Genomic DNA, 26467 nt, shown 5'->3' on the forward strand with positions numbered 1-26467 from the left:
ACGAAGCTTTAGATGGGTTTCCAGGGCCAGCTCCATCGACCGGGACCTTCAATCCAGACGCAGGATCATCGAGAGCTCTGCCCTTCTGATGACGTACGCGGCTCACGCTATTATCGGCGTTCTGAGCCTTCCAAGACCGCGTCCCAGCTTGCCTCAATTCGAAAGAGGCTAAACCAGTGATGGTACGCGATCAATGGGCCATCTTACAAAAAAAGGTGTGTGGAACCCGGCTCTATGGCCGCGCGTTGACCACACCTCGGCTCGCACGTCGTCCGCATAGATCGCGAAGGTTTTGCCGGTCGAGGAGCGCGCAGCCCGGCAATGCATGGCTGGCGGTGCGCAGGTTCCTCACCTCGCTGGTGCGCCTCCGCGCGGCGACTGCCAGCGCGAAGGCGAGCGGCCACGCCGCGCCCAGGAGGCGTCAGGCGTAGAAGGGCTTGCCGGTCCTCGCCGCCTCGACGAGGGCCGGGGCGGGCGTCCAGCGCTTGCCGAAGCGGCGCTCGTAGACCTCGATGCGGCGGAGCACCTCGGCGGCGCCGAGGGCGTCGACGTAGCGGAACGGGCCGCCGCGGAAGGGCGGGAAACCGAGGCCGAAGATCGCGCCGATGTCGCCGTCGCGCGGGCTCCGCAGGATGCCCTCGCCGAGGCAGTACAGCGCCTCGTTCACGAGCTGGAGCGAGCACCGCATCTGGATCTCCTCGACGGCCACCGGCGGCTTGTCCTTCGCCCTCGGCACCGGCAGCCCGAGCACGGCATAGACGCTTTCGTCAGGGTGCTTCCCCTTGCCCTTCTTCCTCGCCGCCGCGCCGTACAGGTACATCCCGCGCTCGTTCTTGCGGCCCCGGCGGTCGTCGGAGAGCAGCTTGGCCATCGTGGGCGGCGGGGACATGCGATCGCCGAACGCCTCGATCATGATCGGGCCGATGTGCGCCGCCACGTCGATGCCCACCTCGTCGAGCAATGCCAGCGGGCCGACCGGCCAGCCCCACGCGACGAGCGCCCGGTCGACCTGCTCGATCGCCACCCCCTCGGCCAGGAGCCAGCTCGCCTCGTTCATGTACGGCCCGAGGATCCGGCTCGTGTAGAAGCCGACCCCGTCGTTCACGACGATGACCGTCTTGCCCTGCCGCTTGCCGACCGCCACCGCCGTCGCGACCACCTCGGGGGACGTCGCCTCCGTGCGGATGACCTCCAGCAACGGCATCCTGTGCACCGGGCTGAAGTAATGCATCCCCACCACGTTCTCCGGCCGCCTCGACGCGGCCGCGATCCGGGAGATCGGGATCGAGGACGTGTTCGACGCGACGATCACGCCGTCCTTGCCGTTCGCCTCGATGTCCCGCACGACCGCGTGCTTCACCGCGAGATCCTCGAACACCGCCTCGATCACGAGATCGGCGCTCCTCAGGCCCGAGCTGTCCGTCGTCGTCGTGAGCAGCGCGAGCTTCTGGTCCCGCTCGATCGGCGTGAGCTGCCGCTTCTTCACCCGGTCGCCGAGGATGTCGGTCACGACCTTGAGCCCGCGGCCGAGCGATGCGTCGTCGCGATCCCGGAGGCGCACCGCGATGCCGGCGTTCAGGCTGACATAGGCGATGCCGGCGCCCATCAGGCCGGCGCCGATCATCGCGATCTTCTCGACCTTCCTCGGCTGCACGGACGCATCGTCCACGCCGGTGTCCTTCTTCATCGCGTTCGTCGCGAAGAAGAGCTCCATCAGCCGGTGCGCCGTGCTCGACACGACGAGCTCGCCGAACGCCCGCGCCTCGACCTCCCTCGACGCGTCGAAGCCCCGGTCCGCATAGGTCCTCAACACCTCGATGATCCGCTCGGGCGCCGGATAGTGCCCGCCGGTTTTTTCACGCGTCTTCTTCTGTGCTTGCTGGAAAAGTACGGTCCTGCCGAGCGGGTTCTGCTCGAGGGCCGCGCGGGTGAGCGTGGCGGCGTCGAGCTTCGGCCCCTTCTTCGCGGCGCCGCCAGGGCGGAAGGGCGGGCCGCCTCCGACACGCGCGAGCTCCAGGGCGAGCGCCGCGGCCGTCTCCTTCAGGATGGGCGCGGGGACCACGTCGTCGGCGACGCCGAGCTGCCGCGCCTTCGAGGGGCGCATGTTCTTGCCGGTGAGGCCGTGGTCGAGCGCCGCCTGCAGGCCGGCGCGCTCCGCGAGCCGCTGCAGCCCGTTGATCCCGGGGAGCAGGCCGAGCTGCACCTCGGGCAGGCCGAGCACCGTCTTCCTGTCGTCGCTCAGCACCCGGGCGTGGCAGGCGAGCGCCACCTCGAGGCCGCCGCCGAGCGCGGCGCCGTGAATCGCGGCCACGATCGGCTTGGGCGAGCGCACGATCCGCAGGATCGCCTCGTGGCCGGCCCGGCACATCGCCTCGGCCTGGGTCGCCGTTGTGACGCTCTTCAGCATGTCGATGTCGGCGCCCGCGATCCAGGTGTCGGCCTTGCCGGACACGAGGATGGCGGCCTTGATGAGCGGGTTGCTGGCGATCTGGCCCATGATCCGCTCGAGATCGCCGGCGAACGTGGGCTTCAGCGTGTTGACCGCCTCGCCCGGGACATCGTACGTGACGACGCCGACGCCGTCGGGGCGCACCTCCAGGGAGACGGGGCTCTTGGCCGCGGGGGCCGGCGTCACGGGGTCGATCGTCGTCGTCATGCTGCCTCCAGGACCACGGCGGCGCCGAGGCCGCCCGCCGCGCAGACGGTGAGGAGCGCGTGCTGGCCGCCGCGCTTCTTGAGCTCGCGGAGCGTGGAGAGCACCATGCGCCCCCCCGTGGCCGCGAACGGGTGGCCGAGCGCGATCGAGCCGCCGTTCACGTTGAGCTTCTCCGGGTCGATCTCGCCGACGGCGGCGGAGCGGCCGAGCTTGTCCGCGGCGAACGACGGCGACGCGAGCGCCTTCAGGTTGGATGCGACCTGCGCGGCGAAGGCCTCGTGCATGTCGACGAGGTCCATGCGGTCGAGCGAGAGGCCGGCGCGATCGAGCGCCCGCGGCACGGCGAGCACCGGGGCCATGAGGAGCTGCCAGCCCGGGTCGACCGCCGCGTAGGCCCACGACTTCACGTACCCGAGCGGCTGGTAGCCGAGCGCCCTGGCCTTGCCTTCGCGCATGAGGAGCAGGGCGCTCGCCCCGTCGGTGAGCGGCGACGCGTTGCCCGCGGTGATGGTGCCGTGGCGGCGATCGAACGCCGGCGACAGCTTGGCGTAGGCGTCGAGGGTCGAGTCGTCCCGGACCACGTTGTCGCGCTCGACCGGCTTGTCGTAGGGCGGGGGGATCACGTGCATGACCTCGGCCGCGTACGTGCCGTCGCGCCAGGCGCGCGCGGCGTTCGTGTGCGAGCGGTGGGCGATGGCGTCCTGCTCGGCGCGCGTGATGCCGTTCTGCTTGGCCATCTTCTCGGCGGCCTCGCCCATCTGCTCGCCGGTGGTCGGCTCGCGCGAGAAGCCCGGGATCGGCGGCACGATGTCCTTCAGCGAGAGGCGGGAGAGGATCTCGAGCCGGGCGCCGAGCGTCCTGGCCTTCTGGAGGTCGGTCAGCGCGGAGGCGAGCTTCCGGGAGACGCCGAGCGGCACGTCGCTCATGCTGTCGGCGCCGCCGACGAGGGCGACGTCGTGCTGGCCGGCGAGCATCGCCTCGGCGGCGCTCGTCATGGCCTGGAGCGACGTCGCGCACGCGCGCGAGACGCTGTAGGCGTCGATGTCCTTGGGCAGGCCGGCGCGCAGCACGACCTCGCGCGCGATGTTGAGCCAGTCGAGCGTCGGCACGACCTGGCCGTAGACGACAAGCGTGACGTCGCGCGGGCTCACCTCGCTCCTCTGGAGGAGCTCCTTGACGACCGTGGTCGCGAGATCGACGGTGCGCAGCGCCTTGAGCGCCGTCCCCGCCTTGGTGAACGGCGTGCGCAGCCCAGCAACGACCGCCACCCGGTCCTTGCCGCTCTTCCCATTCTTGCCTGAAGCCATGTCGACTCCTCTGCTGCCGGAGAGCCCACCGCGGGCCCGCCCCGCGCGCCCCGCGCAGCCCCCCCGGATCCCGGCTCGCCGGTCGGGTGAAATCCCTTAGGTGCGCTGACGCGACGTGTCAACCTCGCTCGGTCGCTCGGGGATGGCTCGGGGGTGGAGAGAGGGACATGCGCGCTCCAGGAGTGAAGTGAGGATGGAAGATCGGTCGAGTCGTTACTATATCTAATTTGGCCCACACAGGATCTTCCCGATAGCGTTACTTGCCATGGGGAAACTACTTCAGTTCAGTGCGCTGCTCTGCGTCGCTGCGGCGATCGCGGGGTGTGCGACGACGGGCGCCAGCTCCACGGCCCCGGCGACGCCGGGCTATGTGTATGTCACCGGGCACCAGACCACGTTCGGGTTCACCACGCCCGAGGTGTGGAGGTGCCCTGAGCAGGCCGGGAAGGGCGAGTGTACGCGGGTCGAGGTGACGGAGGAGGGCGAATGAAGCGTTCTTTGAAATGGTGCCTGCTGCTCGCGGCGATAGGCTCCACGGGGTGCCAGGCTGTTTACACCGACATCCGGCACGTGGACGGAAACCGGTACATCATCACCCGTAACAAGTCGGGCCCCTTCACCAAGGCCCACGGCACGGTCCTCGACTGCCAGGCGAACGGCGACGCGATGACCTGCGCCGAGATCAGCGACCTTTAGAGCGGCGGGCACCCGCTTCGGATACGGGCCCACCTCGACGTTTTCGGTGCTCAGCTGGAGCGGCGGGCACCCGCTTCGGATACGGGCCCACCTCGGCGTTTTCGGTGCTCAGCGCACTGGAGTGCGCTTCCGCGCCGAAAACGCCGATCTGGGCCCGTCTCCTGTGCGGGTGACCGCCGCTCTGGCCAGATCGACGGCCGAAGAAGCAAAGGCGCAAAGGGACGTCGGGAAGATTCGTTCCTGGCTTCTTTTGGCGCCTTTGCGCCTTTGCGACTTTGCGTTGAATTCTCTCTCTGCGGCTCCGGCGCGCGCCATCTCGGCTCACGCCTCGCGCAGGAAGGCCTCGAGCAGCGTTGCGGATACGTCGAGGAGATCGCGCTCCGTCACGATGCCCACGAGCCGCTCGCCCGCGACCACGGGCAGGCAACCGACGCGCTGCTCGCGCAGGATCCGCATCGCCTCCAAGGTCGGCGTCTCAGGGGTGATCGTCACGGGATCGGTCCGCATGATGGACGCGACCGTGGGCGGGCCGGGACCGTTCGCCGCCGCGCGGCCGCGGGCGACCAGCCGGAGCAGCGCGCGGTGCGAGACGACGCCGACCAGCCGGCCCTGGTCGTCCTCGACCGGCACGTGGCGCACGTGCCGCCAGTCCATCACGCTCGCGGCGAAGTCGATGATGTCCGTGGGCCGCACCGTGAAGAGATCGGTCGACATGAACTGGCCCACGGTCCGGTAGCTGTCGCGCAGGAGGCCCCGGTCCGCCTCGAGCGCGGCAGGCTCCCAGGTGTGCACCGGGCGACCCGCCCCGCCGCTCCGGGCCTCCTCCTGCTGGCGGGCGAGCATCGCGGCGCAGAGCGCGCGGCACTGCAGCTCCGAGGTGCCCTGCCCGGCCATCGAGGCGAGCGAGCCGAGCGCCCACTGGGCGCCGGTCTGGCCGCGGCGCACGCGCTCCTCGACGACGCCGAGATAGCGGTCGATGTCGGCGGCGTCGATGCCCGCGGCCGCGAGGCCCCCCCGGGCGGCCGGGAGGAGGCGCGACAGGATGAGCTCCGGGGCGGGGAAGCTCCGCCCACAGGTCCACGCGAGCTGCGCCTTGAGGCCGTGGCGCGCCGCCGCGAAGAAGTTCGTCTTGGCGTCCTCGAACGGCATCTCGAGGTCGATGCGCGGGTGCTCGGCGGCGAGGCCGGACATCAGGCCGAAGAAGAAGGCGGCGTTCGCCACCTCGTCGAGGATCGTGGGCCCCGCGGGCAGCGCGCGGCTCTCGATGCGCAGGTGCGCGACCCCGCCCGAGACGCCGTAGCAGGGGCGGTTCCAGCGGTAGACGGTGCCGTTGTGGACGCGCAGGGCCTTGAGCTCCGGCACCTCGCCGCGCGCGAGCACCGAGAGCGGCGGCTCGCCGGTCTCGGCGGTCATGATCACGCGGAACCGCGCGATGTCCTCGCGGAAGAGCTCGAGCGCGCCGCCCTGCACCCAGCCGTCGCCGAAGTGGACGCGGGGCTTGTGCTGGCGGACCTCGCGCGCGCTCGGGCGGGTGTCGACCGAGCTCTCGAAGAGGGCGATCCGCGTCTCGTGCCAGAGCCGCTGCCCGAGGAGCAGCGGCGAGTTGACCGCGGCGGCGAGGACGGGCGCGGTCACCGCCTGGGCCAGGTTGTAGAGCGGCGCGAACTCCAGCGCCCCGACCTGGAGGTGGACCTGGAAGCTCGTGTTGCACGACTCGAGCAGGATGTTGTCGTGGGTCATCTCGAGCTCGTCGAGCCCGTGGATCGACACGCGGAAGTGGCCCTGGCGCAGCTCCAGGAGCGCGCGGTTGAGCTCGTGGTAGCGCGGCGCCGGCGTGAGGCTCTCCAGGCGGAGGTCGCCGGCGCGCAGCGTGGGGAGGATGCCCGCGAGCAGCACGTCGGCGCCGACGGCGCGCGCGGCCCCGGCAGCCCGGCCGACGACGTCGGAGAGCTCGGCCTCGAGCCGCCGCAGGCAGTCGCCGCCGAACGGGAGCGGGGTCAGGTTCGCCTCGAGGTTGAAGCGGGCGAGCTCGGTCGTGAGCCGGTCGTCGGCGGCCCGCTCGAGCACCTCCAGCGCGAGCGGCGCGGGGCGGAGCGCGCGGTCGACAAGGAACATCTCCTGCTCGGCGCCGATCCGGCGCACGCCCGACTCGATGCGATCTTCCTGGATGAGGCGCTCGAGCGCCTCCACGTCGTCGAGCAGCGCCCGCATGAAGGACCGGAGCTGCTCGTCGTTCGCCTGCTCGGAGACGTGGTGCTCGCCCATGGTGATCCGCCCCCTCCCTTCGCCCGCCCCGCTCCCGCTCCGCCGAAGCCTACGCCGAGCGGCGGCGCGGCGCGCGCTCAGAACCTGTGGCCGACCGCGAGCCGCAGCGTGGCGACCTTGTCCTCGGCGAGGCCGAACCCGAGCGGCGCGTCGAGCGCCACGAGCAGCCCCGCGCGGCCGTAGAAGCCGGGCTTCTCCGGCGTGTAGCTGACGAACGGCTCCAGCGCGAGCTGCGCCATGTCCTCGCGCGTGAGCGTCAGCGCGGCCTGGAGCCGGAGCCCGCCGCCCAGGGCGCCCTTGCCGCGCATCTCGAGCTCGTTGCCCTGCTCGAGCACGAGGTCGACGTCGCTCCCGCTGGTCGGGAGGGCGAGCATCACCGCGGTGTCCGCGCGGTAGACGAGCCGCGTGGCGAGCTCCGCCTCGACGCCGCCGCGGGCCCTCAGGGGAAAATGCTCGGGGATGAGCCGGTGCAGATCGAAGTAGGCGCGCGCCGGGGCGGTCGCCTGCAGCGTGGCGCGCGCGTCGGCGTTGGGGTCGGTGAGGACGGGGATCGAGAGCGCGCCGCCGCCGAAGACGGCGAGCTTGCGCGACATCGCGCGCGCGTAGTGGGCGCCGATCGTGGGGTTGCCGAAGAGGAGGCTGCCGGCGCTGCTGCTCTCGTCGACGCCGAGCCGGGACGACCGGAACGTGGCGGAGACGTTGCCGTAGGCGAGCGGGAGCTCCGCATCGAGGTGGAGCCGCTTGCGCCACTGGAGCTGACCGACGAGAGCGAAGCTCAGGCCGAACGTGCTCACCTCGGACTCGACGTCAGCCATCGACCACCCGGCCGACTTGCTCAGGACGTCCAGCTCGAGCGCCGCGTGGGAGCCCTGGCTTTTGATCCAGCTGTTCTTTTCCGCTGATGTGGCGATCGGAGCCGCCAGCCAGAGCGAGAGCAGGACGGCGGAGGAGAGCAGCGGTTTCGCGTTCAAGCGGTCCCAGCTGCGATGACTAACATGGTCCGGCCCGCCCGTGTTTACCGAACGGCGCGGTCGGCGCCCGCCGTCTCCTCGCCCTCTTCTTCCTCGTCGTCGCTGTCGTCCTCGTCGTCGCCGTCGTCCTCGTCCGCTTCCTCGTCGTCGTCAGCCTCGCTGTCGCCTTCGAAGAGCAGGGAGGGGGCGCCGCCGGCGCCGTGCTCCGCGAAGATCGTGTCGGCGGCGATCACGAGCTCCTGGAGGCGCTCCGCGTCGACGGGGCCGTACACAGCGAGCGCCATGGCGCGGTCCTGCACGAACAGCCACGCGTCGGGGAAGTCGCGCAGCGCATCGCGGACGCGCGCCGAGAGCCACCGGCCGATGGCCTTCGCTTCCGGCCCCTCGACAAGGAACTGCTCCATGAAGTCCGGGTCCTTCTTGAACTGGACGCCGGTGTTGGGGGCGCGGTTGCCGTCGATGATGGGCAGCGGGGAGACGGTGAGCCGGGGCGCCGCCTTGGCCAGCTTCGCGAGGACCACCTGGTACTCGCTGCCGTTCTTCGCGTCCGGCCCGGCGACCACGACGTAGGCGAGCTTCGGGACGAGCTCGTAGCGGGCGACGACCGCGCCGCCGCCCGTCTCCTCCAGCATGCGCTCGAGGCTGCTCGGTGACGAGCGCACCGGGCGAGGGCCGTCGATGTCGGCGATGGTCTTCCGGGCGTCGCGGTACGCCCCGGGGCGGCGAGCGGCCGCCTTCGGGGTCATCAGCGTACGCCAGCGCACGAGCTCGCCGTCGCGCCGCACCTCGTGCCGACCGCGCAAGCCGGTCAGGTACCAGACGACGAGCAACGCAAGGGGACCTACGTACCAGAGCCAGGGCATGGGGCGGCGATGCTAGCAAACCTCGCGGAGCGGCGGTGGGGTCACGCGCATCCGCGGTGGGGTTGCGCGCATCCAGGGCGGCATCGCGGGCGGCGGCGACGCTCAGGGCGCGGCGCCGGGGGCGGTGCCCGCGGGCACCGGCGCCGCGCCCGAGGGCGCCGGCGGCGCGTCGTCCCGCCGCTCGAAGATGCACCAGTAGCCGTTCTTGCTGTGACGGACCTTCCCGGCCACCTCGTAGATGCCCCGGAAGCGCCGGTCCTTGCGGAGCTTCTCCTGCGCCGGGAACGGGAGCTTGTCGCACGTGTCGGCGCCGCCGATGAACACGAAGTAGCGCGGCGCCTTGTCGAAGACGCGCTGCACGTAGCCGGGGCCCGTCTTGCGCGTGTAGCCGCCCGGGAGCTTGGAGATCACCGGGTCGACGAGGCCGAGGAGATCGAGCACCGGATAGTCGGTCGCGTACCCGATGTACCCGATGTCGCCCACCGCGACCTCGCCGGGCTTGCCGTGCTGCTGGAACCACGCGGCCGTGCCGCCGGCGGCGCTGTCCCAGAACCGCTTGTCGTCGTCGAGGATCCGGAGCTGGGCGCGATCGAGCCGCTGCGCCCGGAAGGCGCCCAGCGCGACGAGGCCGCCGACGGCGAGCACCCCGGCGCCCGCGGCGAGGGCGATCGCGCCGCCGGCGCGCGACTCGGCGGCGCGGGCCGAGAGCGCGGTGAGCAGCGGCTCGAGCAGCGAGCGGGCGCCGAGGCCGGCAAGGAGGAAGCAGAACGGCTCGAACGGGCTCATGAAGCGGTAGAACGGCATCCAGTCCCCGCCGACGAGGAGCACGTAGCCGCCCACCGCGAGCGCGAGGGCCGCGACGCACAGCGCGTCGCGGTGGCGCGAGACGATCGCCACGCAGAGGCCGAAGAGCGCGAGCAGGAGCACCGGCGAGGTGTGCGCCGCGTACTCCGCGAGGTAGTGCCGCCCGCCGGCCAGCTGCTCCGCGAGGCTGCCGGTCTTGGCGCTCAGCGTGTTCGGCAGCCACGTGCCGTAATAGCTGTACCGCCAGAGCATGTGGCACGCGATCGGCGCGGCGAAGACGACCCCGCGGAGGAGGTTCTGCCGCCCGAAGAAGCGCAGGCCGAGGAACAGCATCGGGATGCCGAGGAACATCGGCGCTTCGGGGCGCGTGAGGCCGGCCAGCCCGAAGACGAGGCCCGAGTACGGGAAGCCCGTCCCCCGGTCGCGCTCGCGGAACATCATCTCTGTGCCCGCGAGGACGAGCAGGAGGAAGAGCGGCGTCTCCAGGCCGAAGACGGCATATCCGCTCAGCACGATCGAGGTCGCGAACAGCCACGTGGCGATGCACGGGATCGCGCCGTGCGGGCGCAGCCGGGCCGAGAGGAGATAGACCGCGCCGAGCGAGCCGCAGGCGGCGAGCCCGCCGAGCGCCTTGGCGACGACGTCGGGGTCGAGGCCGAGCTTGATGCCGACCGCGAGCAGCACGGTCCAGAGGAAGTTCGTGTACCCCTCGATGTGCTCGCCGGTGTTGTAGACGAGCCCGAGGCCCCGGGCGAAGTTGCGCGCGTAGCGATAGGAGATGTACGCGTCGTCGATCGTGAACGAGCGCACCCGCACCATGTTCGCGACGAGCAGGAGCGCCGGCAGCACGAGGCCGAGCGCGAGGTGCAGGCGGCCGGAGAGCGGCGCGCCGCGCAGCCAGTCGCGCAGGCTCCGGGCAGGGGGCGCGTCCTGCGCGTCGCCGCCCGCCTCATCCACCACGTCGCCCACGTCGCCGTCGGCCGCGCCGCCCGGAGGAGCGACCTCGCCGCCCGGAGGAGCGACCTCGCCGCCCGGAGGAGCGACCTCGCCGCCCGGAGGAGCGACCCCGCCGCCCGGAGGAGCGACCCCGCCGCGCCCGCGCCCTTCTTCGTCCAGTTCCAGGGAAGCCATGTGCGCGTCTCCCTAGCATGGTTGGTCCATGTCCGGGTCGTTTCTTGGTCGAGCCGGTCATCCCAGCTATCCTTGAAACATGCGTGCAGCCATTGTCGCTCTCGTCGCCTCCTCCGCGCTTTTCCTCGCGGCCCCCGCGCTCGGCGCGCGGGGCGTGCCGTGCGGCTTCTATGGAATCGATCCGGGGGCGCCCGTCGAGGAAGGGAAGGTGATCCTCGACGAGGAGCTCGCGGAGCAGCTCGCGCGGGCGGGCGCCGGCGCCGTGCGCGTCGAGTTCCGGCTCGACGACGCCGAGGCGTGGGACCCGGACAAGCTCGACGAGGTCGACGCCGTCATCGACGCTGTCATCGACGCCGGCCTCGAGCCGCTCGGGCTGCTCTCCCACCGCACGCTCGGGGAAGGACAGGATCACTGGAACGACGATCGGGACGGGGACGGCAACAACGCGTATGTGGAGGCGTTCGCCGCGAGGGCAGAGGCGTTCATGACGAGGTACGCCGGGCGCGTCGAGCGCTGGGAGATCTGGAGTCAGCCGAACTGCTTCGAAAACCCTGATTACGCGCTCGATCCCGAGAACGCCGGCTGCACCTACATCCTGCCCCGCGTGCTCGCGCAGATCCTCGCCCAGATCCGCATCCGCAACGAGGCGCTCTTCAACGTCGGCGAGCTCTCGCTGATCACGGGCGGCCTGCTCGCCTCGGACGACGACGCCGTGCCGTTCTCGGGGGTCGATTACCTGCGCGAGCTCTACGATCAGCCCGTGTGGGACGAGCTCGCGCTGCGCTACGGCGAGCGGACGCCGTGGTCGCACCTCGGCCATCAGCTGTTCGTCGATCAGTTCCGCGAGGTCGATCCGAGGGGGCTCGGCGACTATCTCGACGAGGTGCGCGAGATCGCCGAGCAGGAGGGGGACGAGAGCCCCTTCTTCGTGACCGGGATGGCGTGGTCGACGACGCTCGTCGGCGAGGAGCTCCAGGCGGCGAACCTGACCACCTCGCTCGATCTGCTCTCGAAGCGGCGCGACGTCGCCGGCGCGGTCTGGGCCAGCTTTCAGGACGAGCCGCTCGACGACCAGCGCTACGGTCTGACCGACGAGTTCGGCGTCGCCAAGCTCGCGCTCGCCGCGCTCCGCGGGGCGGCCGCGGGCTGCGAACCCGAGCGAGGCGAGGGGACCGGGAGCAACGGCGGCGGGAACGGCTCGAGCAGCGGCGGCACGGTGGGCGCACCGCTGCCCGGCAGCAGCGGCCAGGGAGGGCGACCCATCGACGGGACGCGGCGCGTGAGCTCCTGCAGTTATGCCGCGGGCGTCCCCCGCGCCCGCGGCGCGTTGCCGGATGTCGCCTGGCTCGCGTTGCTCTCGGCATCCGCGATCGCGATCGCGATCGCGCGCTCCCGTCGCGTCATCTGAAGGCAACACAGGCGAGCGCGGGCATCGCTACACTCGAGCCGTGCCTCACAGATCGATGCGCTTCGCGCGGCTGATGGCCGTGCTCGTCGGTGTCTTGTTCTGGAACGGCTGCGGGAGCGACGACGGCGGCGACAACCCCTCCGGGGTGTGCGGTGACGGCGAGGTCGACGCGGGCGAGGTTGCGACGACGGCAACACGGCGGAGGGCGACAGCTGTTCGCCGACCTGCCATCACGAGGAGGTGCGGCCCCGCTGCGGCGACGGCGCGCTCGACCCCGGCGAGGCGTGCGACGACAGCAACGCGGCGGACGGCGACGGCTGCTCGGCGGCGTGCGAGATCGAGGTGCCCCCGCGCTGCGGCGACGGCGCCCTGGATCCGGGCGAGCCGTGCGACGACGGGAACGTCGCGTCCGGCGACGGCTGCGAGGTCGACTGCACGAAGACGCCGGCCCAGGAGATCGTGGGCGAGGCGCTGGCGCCGTTCGCGCAGGGGACGTGCGAGGTGGTCGCCGGCGCGGGCGCCACGCTGATCCGGGGCACCGTGCTCACGCCGGGCGCGGAGAAGCCGGTCAAATTCGACACCTTCCCGCTCGACGACGCGAGCGGCCGCGAGCTCGTGAGCGGCTGCGGCTACCCGGGCGACATGGTGAGAGGCGAGGACATCGACGGAGGGGACGCCTATTGCCCGCACATCGCCGAGGGGATCGAGGCGTCGGCGCGCAACGAGTTCGTCTGCTTGCACGCGGAGCCCAACGACGTGCTGCTGCCGCAGAGCGCGTACATCCACGGGATCGGCCTGACCGCGCCCGACTACGCGGCCATGGCGGCGAAGGGGACGGCGCTCATCTGGTCTCCGCGCTCCAACATCACCCTCTACGGCGACACGGCCGTGGTGACCGCCGCGGCCCGCCTCGGGGTGCAGATCGCGCTCGGCACGGACTGGATCGCGACCGGCTCGATGAACCTGCTGCGCGAGCTCCGGTGCGCGTCCTCGACCCGGTCGAGGCGCCGGCGCTGGCCGCGCTCGACCCCCCGTCGGCCACGGTGGCGCCGGGCGGCACGGTGTCGTTCACCGTGACGCTCGACATCCCGTCGCCGTCGGAGGGCGCCGTCGTGGCCCTCGCGCTCGAGCCGCCGGGCGCTGGCACCCTCCCGGCGTCGGTCGCGATCCCGGGCGGGCAGCAGAGCGCCACGTTCGACTACGTGGACGGCGGTTCGGCAGCCGGCGCCACCGTGACGGCGACGCTCGGGGCGATCTCGCTCTCCGCGACCGTCGAGACGGTCACGGTGACGGGACGACTCGTGATCAACGAGGTGGATTACGATCAGGAGAATACCGATGGTGCCGAGTTCATCGAGATCTACAACGGCACGGGCGGGCCCGTGGACCTCGCCGGTCACGCGCTCGTGTTGATCAACGGCGCTTCGGAGCTTCCGTCCGCCGACCAGACGTTCGATCTGAGCCCTGCCGGGACGCTCGCGGCGGGCCAGTACCTCGTGGTCGGCAGCACGGCGGTGGTCGGCAGCGACACCCTGCCGGAGGGGGCGCTGACGATCCCGTTCTCGGGCGCCCAGATCAACCGGGTGCAGAACGGAGCGCCCGACGGCCCCGACGGGATCGCGCTGGTGAACACGACGACGGGGAGCTTGATCGACGCCCTCTCCTGCGAGGGGAGCATCACCGCTGTCACGATCGGGGAGGTCAGTGTGAGTCTCGTCGAGGGCGAGCCATTGCCACGCCTCCGTGGCGGACGTAAACAATGCTCCTGGCTCGCTCTGCCGCCTGCCCGAGGGGACGGACACGAATCAGGCCGCGGCCGACTGGGCGTTCTCCGCGACGATCACGTCCGGCGCGGCGAACGTGCCGTGAGCCGCGGCCGAGGCGCGCAGCGCGTCCCGGCGGCCCTCACGGGTCCGGCTCCGCCGCGCGGCGGAGCCGGTGTCCTGGTGCTGTCAACTGGATCTGGACAGGAGAAGCCCTGAGCTGCTGCTCACGGGAGAGGCCCTGAGCTGCTGCTCACAGGCAGCCGCAGAGCGGGTCGCCCTGCTTGCACACGCACTTGCCGCCCTTCTTCGCCGACATCCCCGCACGGGCGCCCCGCGCGGCCTTGGTCGGCGCCGCCCGGCCGTGCTTGACCGCGGCCGACTTGGGCGAGAGCTTCGACGTCTTCGCGTCGGCTTCGTCCTCGCCCTCTGCCGCGGCCCTTGCCTCCTCCTCGGCCTTGTAGGCGGTGAACGCCTTCTGCGCCTTCTCGGCGTCGCTCTTGGCGGCGTCGAGCGCGAGGGTCAGCTCGGAGATCTTCTTGTTGCGCTCCTCGATCTGGAGGTTGAGCTGCGCGATCCTGTCCTGCTCGGCGACGCGCGCGGCCACCGCCTCGGCCTGGGCCGCCTCGGCCTCCTTCACCTTGCCGGCGAAGGTGGTGACCGTGACCGCAGCCGCGCCGGCCACGAGCAGGCCCATCACGACCGCGAACCGACCACGCCGCTTCTGCCGCGCGCCCTGGGCGAGCGCTTCGAGCTCGCGGTCCAGGTCGTCCGTGGTCGACATGGGCGGCACGCTGGCCGCCACCGGCGCGATGCTGGGAGGCGCCTGGAGCGCCGCGTGAGCGCCCACCCTTGGCCCCTGAACGTACGTATCGACGGGATAGGGGGGGGGCACCCCAGCCCTCTCTTGAGTGTGGTTCATCGCGCGAGACCTCCTCCTCCGTGAGCGGCTCCTCAGCAGGCAAATGTGGTGCCCGGTACGAAGACCTCGCCACGGTATCGCACGCACCGCCCAGGAGCGCGCAGAGAAGGCAAAACGAGGGATCTCGAGGCGCTCCAGGGGCGGGTCGCGCTCGATCCGGTGGATCAGTTGTTCTGGTACATGGAGCTCTCACCGGACCATCGCGTGTCCCCCCTGGTCCACCGGAGGTCCTGCCCTGCGCGGCGGAGCTCCCGCGCTGCTGGCAGGCACGGAGATCCGCCTCTGCTCGGTGCAGCACGAGCAGACCTTTCGTGAGTTTACCGCCTGCCAGGACGTGTCAATCGCCGTGCACCGGGCACCTTCGCGGGGAGCGCCGGCGTGGCGGCGGAGCGCGCCTCGACGTGGGGCGGACGTCAGGGCTGCAGCTTGGCGACGAACGCGTCGCTGCCCCCGGCGCTCGTCAGGGGGGCTCCGCCGAGATCGATGCTGCCGCTGAAATTGCCCGTCAGCGCGATGAACCCCAGCGGATCCACGTCGACGGCCGCGGCGCTCTGCGTCGTCGCGTCGCCGAACGACATGGCCCAGGCCGTCGTGCCGTCCGGTTTGAGCTTCGCCAGGAAAGCGTCGAAGCCGCCGCGGGACTCGAGCTGCGGGGGCTTGAGATCGATGGATCTCTCGAACTCTCCGGCCACGAGGACGTTGCCCGCCGGGTCGACCGTCACCCCGAGCGCCCGCTGATTCTCCGCATCCCCGAACTGACGGCTCCAGACATGCTTGCCCTCGGAGTCGAAGGCAGCGACCACCGCGTCGGACCCTCCGGCGTGCGGCGGGGGTGATCCGTCGAAGCTCATCTGTCCTTCGGTCATCCCCGCAACGAAGATGCTTCCCTGGGCGTCCACCGCGACCGACACGAACTCCTGGTCCATGTTGTCGCCGAAGGTCTTGGCCATGAGCGGCTCCCCGTTCTTGTCGAGCTTCGCCATGAAGGCGTCATAGCCGCGGGGGATGAGGTCCGTCTCCCCGAAGCGCATCGGGCCGGCGATGCTGCCGACCAGGACCACGCTGCCATCGGGCGTGAAGGCGGCGTCCAGTGCGACCTGAGGGCTCGTATTGCCGAAGTTCTTGCTCCAGATGTGTCCCCCCTGCGCGTCCATCTTCACAACGAAGATGTCCTCTCCGCCGAAGCTGACGAGGTTGGCCGCACCCAGCACCTCGGCCCGGTCGGTGAAGCTGCCGGCGACGACGATGTTGTCGTCCGCATCCACCGAGAGCCCGCGGACGGTGTCGGCCCCGGGACCGCTGATGCGCTTGATCCAGTCGAGATCGCCCGCCGCGTCGAGCTTCGCCACGAACACGTCCGTGCTGCCGGCGCTGGGGAGCGACGTCCCGTCGAAATAGAGGGTGTTCCCGTAGGTCCCGGCCAGGACCACGAGGTCGTTCTTGGCGTACGCCACGCGCGTGCAAACATCCGTGCCCGACCCGCCGAACGCCTTGTTCCAGATCGGGGTCCCGTCGGGGGCGAGCTTGACGACGAAGCCGTCGGTCGAGCCCTGGCTGGCGGCGAAATCCACGCTCCCGGAGAACCGCCCCGCGATCAGGATGTTCCCTGCCCTGTCGAAGGCGATGTCTTCACCGTGCTGCTCGCCGTCTCTTCCGATCTTGATGCTCCACTCGAGCGTTCCGGTGCACCTGGGCTCACCGTCGCAGCTCTCGTCGACATCATCAACATTGTCAGCGTCCACCGTGCAGCCCTCGGCCGTGGGGATCACCTGACCGACGCACGACCCGTCTCGCAGACAGCCGCCCTTGCACACGCCGAGACCATCGGTCATGGGGGGGCCTTGATAACAATACTCGCACGGCTCCATGCCGGTGGAAGAGGTCGTCGTCCCGCCGGCGCCGCCCTCCGCGCCGGTGCCGCCGCCGCCGCCGCCGGTGCCGCCGCCGCCCTGGCTGCCCGTCCCGCCTTGCCCGGCGCCGCCGACGTTCGCCGCGATCACGCCCTTGTCGAAGCACCCGCCCAGCGCGCCGGCCACGCCGAGCGCGCCGGAGAGGACCAAGAAGTCGCTGCGTCTCATCAGAACACCCCCGCGATCCCCGCGCCCCACGGCGATATCCACGGACGCGCCGTCGCGCCCCCGGGCCTCGACGCAGACGGCATGGTGAGGAGCAGCGCGACGCCGCCCGCGGCGAGCGCCCCGCCCGCGATGAACGCCGGCGCAGGGATGAGGCGCAGGGTGTTGTACGAGCTCAGCGTGTCGCGCGTCTTCGGCGTGTCCGGGCACACGACCTTCTCGGTACACCCGAGATCGATCAGGTCGCTGTGCAGCGCGCTGGTGACGCCGAACGTGATGCCGCCGAGGACGAGCGCCGCCGCGCCCGTGCCCACCGCGGACCAGCCGAGCACGCGCTGCGCGGTCGGCTGCGCGGGGGCGGCCGGGGAGGGGACGAAGACGGGCCGGCGGACGTCGGGGAACGCGAGCGCGACCGCCGTCTCCTGGCGCTCCTGCAGCGTGATCTCCTGCCGGACGACGCGGCCCCCCCACGCGCCCTCGACAAGGTGCTTGCCAGGATCGACAGGCCGGCTGACCCCCACGAGCGCCGGTGGCATGGGCTTGCCATCGATGGAGATCTGCACCTCGCGCTCCGGGGCGCCGCGCACCCCGACTGCGAGCTTGGGGATCCGTGGTTTGAGATCGCTATACGCCTCCTCGGCGTCGGCGACCGCCGCCCTGAAGACGTCGCTGGCCGAGGCGTCGAGCGGCGTGCGGCTCACGTGAAGGTAGCGCTCGGAGGCCTCGATGAGGCGCCCGAGGTGCTCGAGGCACCGCGCCGCGTACAGGCCGATCGTGGGCGCCTGGATCAGCTCTTCCGCGCGCCAGAGCTTGTCGAGCGCCGCCGCATACTCGCCCTTGTCGTAGAGATCGAGGCCCTCCTCCGCGAGCGCCCGGGCAGCGTTCACGGTGGCGGGGTCGACGTCGGCCGCTCGCGCGGGGGTCGCGAGCGCGATTGCAAATGCGAGCGCGACGGTGGTGGTGCCCAGAGCCCTCAATCGCGGGTGCATTCGTCTCCTCAGAAGCCGAGGCGGTCGGCCTTGGGCCGCGTCGCGCTGGAGGCCGAGGGCGCGGCCGCGGATGAGGAGGTCCTGGTCCGCTGCGCGGAGGAGGCGGCCTTGGCCGGTCGAGCGGGCGCCGCGGTCCAGGAGGCGGTCGCGGCGGGCACCCTGGAAGCCTGCGTCGCGCCGGCGTCGCCCGCAGGCACCGAGGTCGCCGCGGCGGCCGCGTCCCGGGAAGGCGCGATCTCGGGCGCCCCCGTGGCCGGAGCCGTCTCCGCCGGCGGATCGTTCGCCGGAGGAGCGGCCGGCGGCGCCTCGATCGCCGCCGGCGGCGACGCCGCGCCGGACGTCGTCACGTGCGCGTTCGGGTCGCTCCCCAGGGCGCGCCAGCCCACGAAGAGCACCACGCCGACGGCCGAAGCCGCGAGGCCGAGCACGAGGGCGGCGACCGGCGCGGCGCGGCGAGGCTTGCCGTCGACCTCCGCCCCCTCGTCGACGATGGGCGGCGAGGCCGCGCCCCCGCCGGGCGAGACGGAGACCGGCGGGGCGGACATCGGCGGCGCGGACATCGGCGGCGCGGACGCCGGCGGGATGGAGATCGGCGCGGCGGTCGCGGGGGCGGGAGTGGAGCTCAGCGATGCCCTCTCGGCCTCCGGCGCCTCGCCCTCCGGCAGGAGCGCCTCGCGCAGCGCCTCGACCATCGCCGTCGCCGAGGGGAACCGCGCGCTCGGATCGCGGCTGCACGCCTGGAGGAACCAGTCGTCGAACGCCGGCGGCACGGGCACGGACGCCACCCGCGAGGGGACGGGCAGCGGCTCACTGCATATCTCGAGGATCATCGCGCCGGGCGCCTCGGCCTTGATCGCCGCGCGGCCGCACACGCACTCGAAGGCGATGACCCCGAGGGCCCACAGGTCCGACCGGAAATCGACGGTCACCCCCTGCGCCTGCTCAGGGCTCATGTACGGCAGCGTCCCGATCAGCACGCCGGCCTGGGTCCCCATGCCCTCGCTGCCGTACAAGCGCGTCTTCGCGACGCCGAAGTCGAGGACCTTGGCCACCTCGCGGTCGTCGTCGCGGGCGAGGAAGATGTTGTCGGGCTTGAGGTCGCGGTGAACGATGCCGGCGTCGTGGGCCTTGCGGACGGCGCGCGCGACGTCGGCGAAGATGCGCGCCGTCTCGGCCGGAGCGAGCGCGCCGACGCGCCCGAGCCGGTGCGCGAGATCCTCGCCCTCGAGCAGCTCCATCGCGATGAAAGGGACGTCGTTGTCGACGCCGTGATCGAGGATCTGCACGACGTTCGGGCTGCGGAGCGCCGCCGCCGCCTGCGCCTCCTGGTGGAAGCGCGCGCGGACCGTCTCGTCCTTCGCGTACAGCGGGCCGAGCATCTTGATCGCGACCGGTGAGCCCAGCGTGAGATCGGCCGCGCGCCAGACGGTGCCCATGCTGCCCGAGCTGAGCGGGCGGATCAGCCGATACCGGCCGACCAGCACCTGTCCCTCCAGCCCGAACGCGTTCGTCGTCATTGTCGCAGGACCTGTCGTGCGCGCGTGGCCTACCCTACGCTGGTGATTGTTCAGTGCTGGTCAACAAGAACAACGGATAGACCTAAAGTCTACGGGGCATGGCGCGCTGCGTCAACCGGCGCACGCGCCTCGCGCTCGCAGGACGCTGCTAGAGCACCGAACAGGTTGAATCCCCTTGCAAGAGAGAGTTTGAACCACAGAGGCAGAGAGGGAACAACAACAAAAACTCTGCGCAACCGTGGCGTATTTCTCCGTCTCTCGAGCGGTCCGGTGATCTAGATGAGCACAAAATCTTCGGCCACGGAGACCTCCTCGGCCATGATGCTCGTTGTCTCGTCGTCGCGCTGGACGGCGAGCTTGTAGAGTTGTGCCAGCACGGCCGGGTGATCCTCGACCAGCCCCATGAACTCGGTGGCCGGCAGGTACAGCGTCACGGTGGGGTGGACGGCGATCACGTCGGCGTTCGCCGCGCGGCGGAGGACCATCGCGATCTCGCCGGCGACGTCGCCCGGGCCGAGCGTCGAGAGCACGAGCGGCTCGCCTCGGGCGTCGTCCGCGGCGTCGCGCCGGACCACGGCGACCTCGCCGGAGGCGATGAGGAACAGGCCGGGGGGCCGCTCGTCCTGCACGAGCAGCCGCTCGTTCTTCTCGAACGTGCGCGTGCGGAAGCGCTTCACGAGCACGGGCCTGTCGGTCTCGGGGACGACGCGGAGCACGTCGCTCATCCGGACGAGGTTCTCGACCATGCGGTCCCTGCAGTAGGCGGCCAGCTCCAGGCCCACCTCGGGCTCGCGCTGCGCGATCTCGTCGATCGCGTCGCGCTTCACCTCGAGGACGATGGACGGCCGCGTGGCGACGACGCTCCCGGTGCGCGGCGCCCGCGAGAGCAGCGCCATCTCGCCGAACATGGCGCCGTTCGTGAGCCGCGCGAGGAGGGTCTCCTCGTCCCCGCGCCGGCGCCGGGCCACGAGCTCGCCGCGCGCGACGAAGTACGCCTCGCTGCGCGCCGCGCCCTGCTCGATCACGGTCGTGCCCGCCGGGACCCAGATGGGCGTGAACGCGGCGCACAGGGCCCGGAGCGCGTCGCGCCCGATGGACGAGAAGACCGGCTGGGGCGCGATCCCGGGGTGGTCGGTCTGGGCGACCAGCCTGCGCGTCGCGTTGTGGATGATCTCGGTCGCCTTGTTGAGCAGGAGCGCGCCCTGGAGCACGGCGGCGAGCGGCTGGAACGCCTCGGCGGTCGGCAGGGGCGGCGGCGGGGGCGCGCCCTCGCCGAGCCGCGGCGAGTCCCTGCAGAACGAGTCGGCGATCAGGTCGAGCCCGGGGCCGGGATCGCCGCCGAAGCGCTCGCTCTCGCGCGCGGCCGCCACGGCGAGCGGCAGGTTCTCCAGGTCGATCGCGCGGATGACCGCGGTGGAGCACGCCTCGCGCGCGGTCTCGTGCCGGTTCAGCTCGCCGAGGAGGCGGCCGCAGAGGCAGAGCGCGGACGGCATGGTCGGGTCGTGCCGGACCAGCGCCGCGGCCCAACGGAGCGCGGCGTCGCGCTCTCCCGCGAGCGCGAGCGCGAGCGCTCGGTCGATCGGCGACTCCGCCTGGTGGGTCGAGCCCGGGAGTACCGGGGGGAGGGCCATGTAAGCGTGTATATCAGGGTTCCTTGAGCGACGGCAAAGAAGGCCGATCCGGTCGCAATGCGGCGGCTCGGCCGTCGCGGCGGCGCGCGGCCGGCGCTGCGCCTCGCGGGGAGGGGCCGGGCGCTGCGCTCAGCCGAGGTGCTGCTTCAGGAACTCGATGCTCCGCTCCCACGCGAGCTTGGCCGCATCGGGGTTGTAGACCTCGGGGCGCGTGTCGTTCGCGAACGCGTGGTCGGCGTCGTAGACGTGGAGCTCCATCGACTGGCCGCGGGCGGCGAGCTCCTTCCGGATCGCCTCGGCGGCGGCCGGCGTCGCCCACGCATCGCGCGAGGCGAAGTGGGCGAGGATCGGCGCCTTGATGCGCGAATAGTCGGGCGCGGGGCTCGGGACGCCGTAGAAGGGCACGACGGCCGCGAGCTCCGGGACCGTCGCCGCGGCGGCGAAGCTGAGCGCGCCGCCCAGGCAGAACCCGATGACGCCGACCTTGCCGTTCGATCGCTCGTGCGCCGACAGGAAGCGGACGGCGCCGGCGATCTCCTCGAGGGCGCGCGGCTTGTCGAGCTCGGTCATGAGCCGGTTGGCCTCGGCCGCGTCCTGGGTGGTCTTGCCGCGGTAGAGGTCGGGGGCGAGGGCGATGAACCCGGCGGCGGCGAGCCGGTCGAGCAGCGAGCGGATGTGGTCGTTCAGGCCCCACCACTCCTGGATCAGGACGACCGCAGGCGCCTTGCCGCCCTGCTTCGGCCAGACGATCGCGCCGGTCGCCGGGGACCCATCCTTCACGGGGAATGAAACCTTCTCGGACATGCGACTCTTCCCTTCAAGGCGGGGCGGCGGCGCCGGCCCCAGTGGACGAACGGGGCTCGGCGTGCGCCGGCCCCTCTGCCGGGCGCAGGATAACCGCGCATCGCGTGATGCGCATCGCGCATCGCAAGATGCCGGGCGCGCGCTCCACGCCGGCGCGCGGGCGATGTAAAATGACGGCGTGGATCCGCTGGCGGGACGATGGAGGCGAGCCGTCTCTTCCTTGAAGGAGCTCCGGCTTCGGGTCGCGTTCGTGCGGAGCGAGATGCTGCGCGCCGAGCCCGCCTCCGTCGCCCGCGCGCTCGACGACCTCTGCCGCGACGCCGAGCAGGCCGACCCCGGCGCGCGCGACGTGCTCGGCGCCGTCGTGCCGGTCCTCGCGGATCCGGCGCTCTCCGAGCGCGTCGCGCAGCTCCGGGAGCTCGCCGCCCCCCTCTCCCTCCTGTCGCTCTCGCGGCTCCTGCGCCGCAAGGCGCGGCGGCACGAGGCGCAGCCGGCCTCGCCGGCGCCCGACGAGCGCCGCCTCGCCACGTCGAGCGCGGGCCGCGCGCTCTCGCTCGGCGAGCGGCGCGCGCTCGCGCGGCGGCCGACGCGCGCCGCCTTCGACGCCCTGCTGCGGGACCCGCACCCGCTCGTCATCCGCAACCTGCTCGCGAACCCGCGTCTGACCGAGGACGACGTGGTCCGCCTCGCGGCGCGGCGCCCGGCGAGCCCGGAGGTCATGACGGAGCTCGCGCGGCACCCCGAGTGGCCCCAGCGCGCGCGGGTGCGCATGGCGATCGTACAGAACCCGGGCGCGCCGCCGGAGCTCGCCGTGCCCATGGTGCGCCTCCTCCTGCGGCCCGAGCTCCTGCAGCTCGCGGCGGCGGCGGACGTGCCCGCCGTCGTGCGCGCCGCGGCGCGGGAGCTGCTCGAGCGCCGTCCGCCCGTCCCGCACAAGCCGGGCGGCGCGCTGGAGCAGTGAGCGGCCCGCGCTGCCCGGGGACGGCGCCCCGTCACCGCCCGGGCACGCCGCGGCGCCGCGCTCGCCGCGCCGCGGCCGCGGCGAGCGCCGCCGCAGCGAGGCCAGGCAGCGCGCCGTGCGCAGGGCCGGCGGCGTGCGCGCAGGCCGCCGCCGAGGCGCCGTCGCCGGGCCGCGCGGGCGCCGGGCGGCGCGCGCGCGTGCAGGGCGCGCTGAGGTCGGGCGCCGTCCAGGGCTGGTGGAACGCCATCGCGCGTTCCACCGGGTCGTCCACGTTGCTGAGCTCCTCGCTCGGCTCCTCGCCGATCGCGATCCAGAGCCGTACGCGGCGCGCCTCCGGGCTCCACGCGACGAGGTGATAGCTCCCGGTCTCGGGCACCTCGATCCGCTGCTCGAGCAGGAGCCAGGAGCGGGCGCCGGTGACGGGCTCGCGGACCACCTCCGCGTCGTGCACGCTCCGGGTCGCGAAGATCCGCGCGCCGATCCCCGCGGGCGCCGGGAAGGGCAGCGCCGCGGGCCGCGGCAGGCCGGGGCCGAGCAGCGCGAGGGAGGGGCGCTCGCGGCGGAGCGCGTCCATCTCCGGCATGCCGAGCTGCACGCGGAGCGTCTCTCCCTGCGCGGCGCCGAGCTTCAGCCACACCGGGCGGCTCGGACACCCGAGCTCGGAATACACGACGCGAGCAAGGTGGAGTTCGGAGAACTCGAGGGCTTCCTCGGCGTTCGCGTGGTCTCCGTAATCGAAGAACGTCTGGCGTGCGCGCGCGGGGGACGCCGACGCGAGGAGGGCCGCCAGCGTGATCGCCAGGAGGGCGAGGCGCTCGAGGCGCCCGCGGAGCGTCGCGCGGCGGGTCCGGGGGATCATGTCTCTCGGCAGGATCCCTGGGGCCGAAGATCGATCTGTCGACGCCGAACGCGCCGCGCCGCGAGGGGGAAATTGTCAGTTATCGCCAGTTCCCGGTGGTTACCGTCAATCGCGGGGAAGGCGCCGGGAAGAAGAAAACGAGCACGATGGGTGGCGCTGGCCGCGCTCGCGGGAGCCGGCGGGGGCTACGCGACCTCGGCCCAGCACCGCGCGAGGCGGCGGACCCCCTCGTCGAGGTCCTCGTCGCGCGAGACCGACGAGAAGCACAGCCGGAGGGCGAACGGGGTCACGGCGCCGTTCGCGCGGAACAGCGACCCTGGGTCGAAGGCGACGCCGTGCTCGATGGCGGCGGCCAGGAAGAACGCCTCGTTCGGCTCGGCGTCGGGCTCGACCCAGAGAGCGAAGCCGCCGGCCGGCGACTCGAACCTCCAGCCGGGCAGGTACCGGCGGAGCGCTTGTCCCATGCGGGCGGCGCGGCGGGCGTAGAACTCGCGCAGGCGCGCGAGCCGCTGATCGAAGTCCTCGTTGCGGAGGTAGTCTTCCAGGATGGCCTGCGGCAGGCTGGCCGCCTGCAGGTCGTCGGCTTGCTTCAGCTTGAGGACATCGGCCCGGAGCGCGCGCGGGGGCACGAGCCAGCCGACGCGGAGCCCGGGGCACAGCGTCTTCGAGAACGTCCCGACGTGGAACACGCGATCGGGCGCCTCGGCCAGGAGCGGCCGCGGGGCGGCGCCGTCGAAGCAGAGATCCGCGTAGGCGTCGTCCTCGATGATCGGCCGGAGGGTCGAGAGGACCTTTGCCCGCTCGTGTGGCGACAGCCTGCGTCCACGGGGGTTGGAGACAGCGGGCATGAGGTAATAGGCATCGACGTGGCTACCGTCGTCGACGAGCGTCGCGCGGCGCGCCTGGAACAGATCGAGCGCGCCGGGGTAGCTCTCGGGGTCGACGCCGATCCTGGCGCCCGGCGCGCGGACCATCTGCGCGGCGAGGGACACGGCCTGCTGCGCGCCGCTGGTCACGATGATGTCGTCGCGAGCGACGCTGGCGCCGCGCCGTCGCAGCTGCCCGGCGATCCAGGAGCGGAGGTCCCCGTCGCCCTCGGGCCAGCCGTACTGGAGCGCCGGACAGCTGGGGATCTGGAGCGCGCGGACGAACGACGCCGCGAGCTTGGACCGCGGGAACTCCCCCGGCGCCGGCAGCCCGCCCGCGAAGCTGATGAGGCCCGGTGTGTCCGCGGCCCGCCGCGTCAGGGCGTCGAACCGGCCGAGGCCGAGCCGCGTCCCGCTCCGCGGCGGATCGCGCGAGATCGGGGCCTGCGACGGCCGGGTGTGGGATGACGGAGGCGGATGGGTTGCGCGCGCGGTGACGTCCATAGATTTCAGGGTCCGGACGCGTCCCATTCAAGGATGGTGCCGCCTGCGCTGTCCGTCTCCAGACGGAGTGGAGACTCTCGGGCCCCGCGGCAGGACGTATTTCCCTGGAAAATTGGTTACATCGCGGCAACGCCGGATGGGCGAAGGCGCGCTGGTGGGTGTGGCGTGCTCGCGCGGCGTGTCAGGCTGCCACAGCGCGCCGACGGGCCTGCGGGGGTGCCCTCCGGGCGGACATGGCCTGGAAATACGGCCGTCTTCGTCTGGTCGATGAGATGTCCTGCCAGGAGATCTGTATCCGCAGCGCACGCTGCTCCGAGCGTGGCGGGCGCTCGCGAGGTGTTTCGCCCGGGCCGGCCGTCGGGGAGGTGTGCTCTGGGCTAGGGCTCGATGCCCCAGGCGAGCATGCGCTCGTGGTACACGGTGATCTGCATCGACGGGATCCAAGCGGTCGTCGCTTCAAACGAGTAGTCGTCGGTCTGCGTCATGCGGTCGTACACGTCGCGGTTGTGGATGCGGACCTGTACCGGTCCGGTCGTGGCGCCCGGGGAGATGCTGCCTGCGGCGGCGAGGAAGCCGAGCTCCAAGTAGTGATCCGCGTCCGTGCCCGACGCCTTGTCGAACGTGCTGGTGACGACGTTGGCGCATATGCTGGTGGTCAACGCGAAGTCGCAGTCGCTCTTGAGATCCACCTCCGTGACGTCGGCCGTGAACCAGTAGCGAATCGTCAGATCGCTGAGCGCGATGCTCTCATCTCCGGTGTTCTTGACCCGGACCTGGAACGACAGCTCCGAGGACTCGGCGGCCGTCGCTCTGGCGGCGTACTGCAGCTCGAGCGCCGGCGTGGTGATGCCGCCGGTGGTGGAGCTCGCGGTGGTAGAGCTCGTGGCGCTGCCGCCGCCGACCCCCGTCGTGCTGCTCGCCGTGGAGCTGACCGAGCTGCTCGCCGTGGAGCTGACCGAGCTGCTTGTCGTGGAGCTGACCGAGCTGCTCGCCGTGGAGCTGACCGAGCTGCTCATCGTGGTGCTCGTCACGTCGGCTCCGCCATCCCCGCCGGCGCCGCCGATGCCGCCAGCGCCGCCCAGACCGCCGGCGCCGCCTTCCCCGCCGACGCCCGTCGTGCTGCTCGTCGCGGAGCTGGTCGTGCTGCTCGTGGTCGAGCCTGCAGACCCCACGCTGCTCGAGCTGGACGAGGACGCCCCGCTCGAGCTCGATGTGGCGCTGCTCCCGCCCCCTCCGCCATCGCCGCCCAGACTGGAGCCTTCGGCACACGCCACGAGCATCAGAAGGGAGGCGGCAGAGAGAGCCCTCGTTCCCTTCAGCCAGGAGCGCGACTCTACAGCTCGATTGCAGCCACTGCCCTGCAGGAGCTGCGTTCCTGAGCTCGTCGACATCCTCATCCGAGGACCCAGGAACCACGCTGCCTCGGACGTCTTCGGGCCGAGCAGCGACGCACACCTTGCCATCGGTCGCATCTT

General features: G+C 71.9%; 21 protein-coding genes. 6 read left to right on the forward strand and 15 right to left on the reverse strand.

The features are described from left to right. Positions 1-421 precede the first annotated feature (421 nt). Both fadJ and fadI read right to left on the reverse strand, forming a co-directional pair. Positions 422-2656 carry a fatty acid oxidation complex subunit alpha FadJ gene (fadJ, locus tag WMF17_RS00385; RefSeq protein ID WP_437647363.1) on the reverse strand — a complete coding sequence of 745 codons (2235 nt, stop codon included), beginning with the start codon at positions 2654-2656 and terminating at the stop codon, positions 422-424. Next, positions 2653-3963: an acetyl-CoA C-acyltransferase FadI gene (fadI, locus tag WMF17_RS00390; protein WP_437599974.1), complete on the reverse strand. Its 1311-nt coding sequence runs from the start codon at positions 3961-3963 to the stop codon at positions 2653-2655. The genes fadJ and fadI overlap by 4 nt, the downstream gene beginning before the upstream one ends. 265 nt (positions 3964-4228) lie before the next feature. Here fadI and WMF17_RS00395 point away from each other — a divergent pair, with 265 nt between their 5' ends. Continuing rightward, a complete protein-coding gene (locus tag WMF17_RS00395) occupies positions 4229-4453 on the forward strand; it encodes a hypothetical protein (RefSeq protein ID WP_437599975.1) in 225 nt (74 codons plus the stop codon). Continuing rightward, complete coding sequence (locus WMF17_RS00400; RefSeq protein ID WP_437599976.1) at positions 4450-4659, forward strand: hypothetical protein; 210 nt, start codon at positions 4450-4452, stop codon at positions 4657-4659. Before WMF17_RS00395 ends, WMF17_RS00400 begins: the two co-directional genes overlap by 4 nt. A 321-nt stretch (positions 4660-4980) precedes the next feature. Here WMF17_RS00400 and WMF17_RS00405 read toward each other — a convergent pair whose 3' ends face one another. The 4 genes from WMF17_RS00405 to WMF17_RS00420 form a co-directional block, all read right to left on the reverse strand. Then, the gene (locus WMF17_RS00405; RefSeq protein WP_437647365.1) at positions 4981-6924 is read right to left on the reverse strand and encodes a CBS domain-containing protein; all 1944 of its coding nucleotides are present in this window, start codon (positions 6922-6924) and stop codon (positions 4981-4983) included. A 77-nt stretch (positions 6925-7001) separates the two neighbouring features. Continuing rightward, on the reverse strand, positions 7002-7895 hold the full coding sequence (locus tag WMF17_RS00410; protein ID WP_437647367.1) for a hypothetical protein: 894 nt from the start codon (positions 7893-7895) through the stop codon (positions 7002-7004). Positions 7896-7939: 44 nt separating this feature from the next. Beyond that, positions 7940-8758, reverse strand: a complete 819-nt coding sequence (locus WMF17_RS00415) for a hypothetical protein (RefSeq protein WP_437599979.1) — start codon at positions 8756-8758, stop codon at positions 7940-7942. A gap of 102 nt (positions 8759-8860) precedes the next feature. Next, on the reverse strand, positions 8861-10693 hold the full coding sequence (locus WMF17_RS00420) for a hypothetical protein (RefSeq protein ID WP_437647369.1): 1833 nt from the start codon (positions 10691-10693) through the stop codon (positions 8861-8863). A 79-nt stretch (positions 10694-10772) separates the two neighbouring features. Between WMF17_RS00420 and WMF17_RS00425 the strand changes: the two genes are divergently transcribed. The 3 genes from WMF17_RS00425 to WMF17_RS00435 all read left to right on the forward strand — a co-directional run bounded on the left by WMF17_RS00425 (position 10773) and on the right by WMF17_RS00435 (position 14083). Continuing rightward, entirely contained in the window at positions 10773-12101 is a 1329-nt protein-coding gene (locus WMF17_RS00425; RefSeq protein ID WP_437599981.1) for a hypothetical protein, read from the forward strand. Positions 12102-12341: 240 nt separating this feature from the next. Continuing rightward, the gene (locus WMF17_RS00430) at positions 12342-13178 is read left to right on the forward strand and encodes a DUF4215 domain-containing protein (protein ID WP_437599982.1); all 837 of its coding nucleotides are present in this window, start codon (positions 12342-12344) and stop codon (positions 13176-13178) included. Continuing rightward, on the forward strand, positions 13082-14083 hold the full coding sequence (locus WMF17_RS00435) for a lamin tail domain-containing protein (protein ID WP_437647370.1): 1002 nt from the start codon (positions 13082-13084) through the stop codon (positions 14081-14083). Before WMF17_RS00430 ends, WMF17_RS00435 begins: the two co-directional genes overlap by 97 nt. A 34-nt stretch (positions 14084-14117) precedes the next feature. On the opposite strand, the gene WMF17_RS00440 is transcribed toward WMF17_RS00435, so the two are convergent. The 6 genes from WMF17_RS00440 to WMF17_RS00465 form a co-directional block, all read right to left on the reverse strand. Further along, a complete protein-coding gene (locus WMF17_RS00440; protein ID WP_437647372.1) occupies positions 14118-14786 on the reverse strand; it encodes a hypothetical protein in 669 nt (222 codons plus the stop codon). Between the two features lie 413 nt (positions 14787-15199). Then, on the reverse strand, positions 15200-16864 hold the full coding sequence (locus tag WMF17_RS00445) for an SBBP repeat-containing protein (protein ID WP_437647373.1): 1665 nt from the start codon (positions 16862-16864) through the stop codon (positions 15200-15202). After that, positions 16864-17850 carry a tetratricopeptide repeat protein gene (locus tag WMF17_RS00450; RefSeq protein WP_437647375.1) on the reverse strand — a complete coding sequence of 329 codons (987 nt, stop codon included), beginning with the start codon at positions 17848-17850 and terminating at the stop codon, positions 16864-16866. Before WMF17_RS00450 ends, WMF17_RS00445 begins: the two co-directional genes overlap by 1 nt. Before the next feature lie 8 nt (positions 17851-17858). Then, positions 17859-19367 carry a protein kinase domain-containing protein gene (locus WMF17_RS00455; RefSeq protein ID WP_437647377.1) on the reverse strand — a complete coding sequence of 503 codons (1509 nt, stop codon included), beginning with the start codon at positions 19365-19367 and terminating at the stop codon, positions 17859-17861. A gap of 275 nt (positions 19368-19642) precedes the next feature. Next, positions 19643-20998 carry a cyclic nucleotide-binding domain-containing protein gene (locus tag WMF17_RS00460; RefSeq protein WP_437599989.1) on the reverse strand — a complete coding sequence of 452 codons (1356 nt, stop codon included), beginning with the start codon at positions 20996-20998 and terminating at the stop codon, positions 19643-19645. Between the two features lie 129 nt (positions 20999-21127). Further along, positions 21128-21802, reverse strand: coding sequence for a dienelactone hydrolase family protein (locus WMF17_RS00465; RefSeq protein WP_437599990.1), 675 nt, complete (start codon positions 21800-21802; stop codon positions 21128-21130). 220 nt (positions 21803-22022) lie between these two features. Between WMF17_RS00465 and WMF17_RS00470 the strand changes: the two genes are divergently transcribed. Then, positions 22023-22763, forward strand: coding sequence for a hypothetical protein (locus WMF17_RS00470; RefSeq protein ID WP_437599991.1), 741 nt, complete (start codon positions 22023-22025; stop codon positions 22761-22763). A 31-nt stretch (positions 22764-22794) separates the two neighbouring features. Here the strand turns inward: WMF17_RS00470 and WMF17_RS00475 are convergent, their stop codons facing one another. The 3 genes from WMF17_RS00475 to WMF17_RS00485 form a co-directional block, all read right to left on the reverse strand. Then, entirely contained in the window at positions 22795-23622 is an 828-nt protein-coding gene (locus tag WMF17_RS00475) for a hypothetical protein (RefSeq protein WP_437647378.1), read from the reverse strand. Positions 23623-23807: 185 nt separating this feature from the next. Continuing rightward, positions 23808-24992, reverse strand: a complete 1185-nt coding sequence (locus tag WMF17_RS00480; RefSeq protein ID WP_437647380.1) for a PLP-dependent aminotransferase family protein — start codon at positions 24990-24992, stop codon at positions 23808-23810. Between the two features lie 377 nt (positions 24993-25369). Next, a complete protein-coding gene (locus tag WMF17_RS00485; protein WP_437647382.1) occupies positions 25370-26164 on the reverse strand; it encodes a cellulose binding domain-containing protein in 795 nt (264 codons plus the stop codon). Positions 26165-26467 lie beyond the last annotated feature (303 nt).

This window comes from Sorangium sp. So ce362, assembly GCF_051519845.1.
In the GTDB taxonomy this organism is placed as follows: Bacteria; Myxococcota_A; Polyangia; order Polyangiales; family Polyangiaceae; genus Sorangium.

Coding starts and splice junctions, on each gene's coding strand:
- fadJ (WP_437647363.1), bottom strand. CDS start 2,656: ATGACGACGACGATCGACCCCGTGACGCCGGCCCCCGCGGCCAAGAGC.
- fadI (WP_437599974.1), bottom strand. CDS start 3,963: ATGGCTTCAGGCAAGAATGGGAAGAGCGGCAAGGACCGGGTGGCGGTC.
- WMF17_RS00395 (WP_437599975.1), top strand. CDS start 4,229: ATGGGGAAACTACTTCAGTTCAGTGCGCTGCTCTGCGTCGCTGCGGCG.
- WMF17_RS00400 (WP_437599976.1), top strand. CDS start 4,450: ATGAAGCGTTCTTTGAAATGGTGCCTGCTGCTCGCGGCGATAGGCTCC.
- WMF17_RS00405 (WP_437647365.1), bottom strand. CDS start 6,924: ATGGGCGAGCACCACGTCTCCGAGCAGGCGAACGACGAGCAGCTCCGG.
- WMF17_RS00415 (WP_437599979.1), bottom strand. CDS start 8,758: ATGCCCTGGCTCTGGTACGTAGGTCCCCTTGCGTTGCTCGTCGTCTGG.
- WMF17_RS00420 (WP_437647369.1), bottom strand. CDS start 10,693: ATGGCTTCCCTGGAACTGGACGAAGAAGGGCGCGGGCGCGGCGGGGTC.
- WMF17_RS00425 (WP_437599981.1), top strand. CDS start 10,773: ATGCGTGCAGCCATTGTCGCTCTCGTCGCCTCCTCCGCGCTTTTCCTC.
- WMF17_RS00440 (WP_437647372.1), bottom strand. CDS start 14,786: ATGAACCACACTCAAGAGAGGGCTGGGGTGCCCCCCCCCTATCCCGTC.
- WMF17_RS00445 (WP_437647373.1), bottom strand. CDS start 16,864: ATGAGACGCAGCGACTTCTTGGTCCTCTCCGGCGCGCTCGGCGTGGCC.
- WMF17_RS00450 (WP_437647375.1), bottom strand. CDS start 17,850: ATGCACCCGCGATTGAGGGCTCTGGGCACCACCACCGTCGCGCTCGCA.
- WMF17_RS00455 (WP_437647377.1), bottom strand. CDS start 19,367: ATGACGACGAACGCGTTCGGGCTGGAGGGACAGGTGCTGGTCGGCCGG.
- WMF17_RS00460 (WP_437599989.1), bottom strand. CDS start 20,998: ATGGCCCTCCCCCCGGTACTCCCGGGCTCGACCCACCAGGCGGAGTCG.
- WMF17_RS00465 (WP_437599990.1), bottom strand. CDS start 21,802: ATGTCCGAGAAGGTTTCATTCCCCGTGAAGGATGGGTCCCCGGCGACC.
- WMF17_RS00475 (WP_437647378.1), bottom strand. CDS start 23,622: ATGATCCCCCGGACCCGCCGCGCGACGCTCCGCGGGCGCCTCGAGCGC.
- WMF17_RS00480 (WP_437647380.1), bottom strand. CDS start 24,992: ATGGACGTCACCGCGCGCGCAACCCATCCGCCTCCGTCATCCCACACC.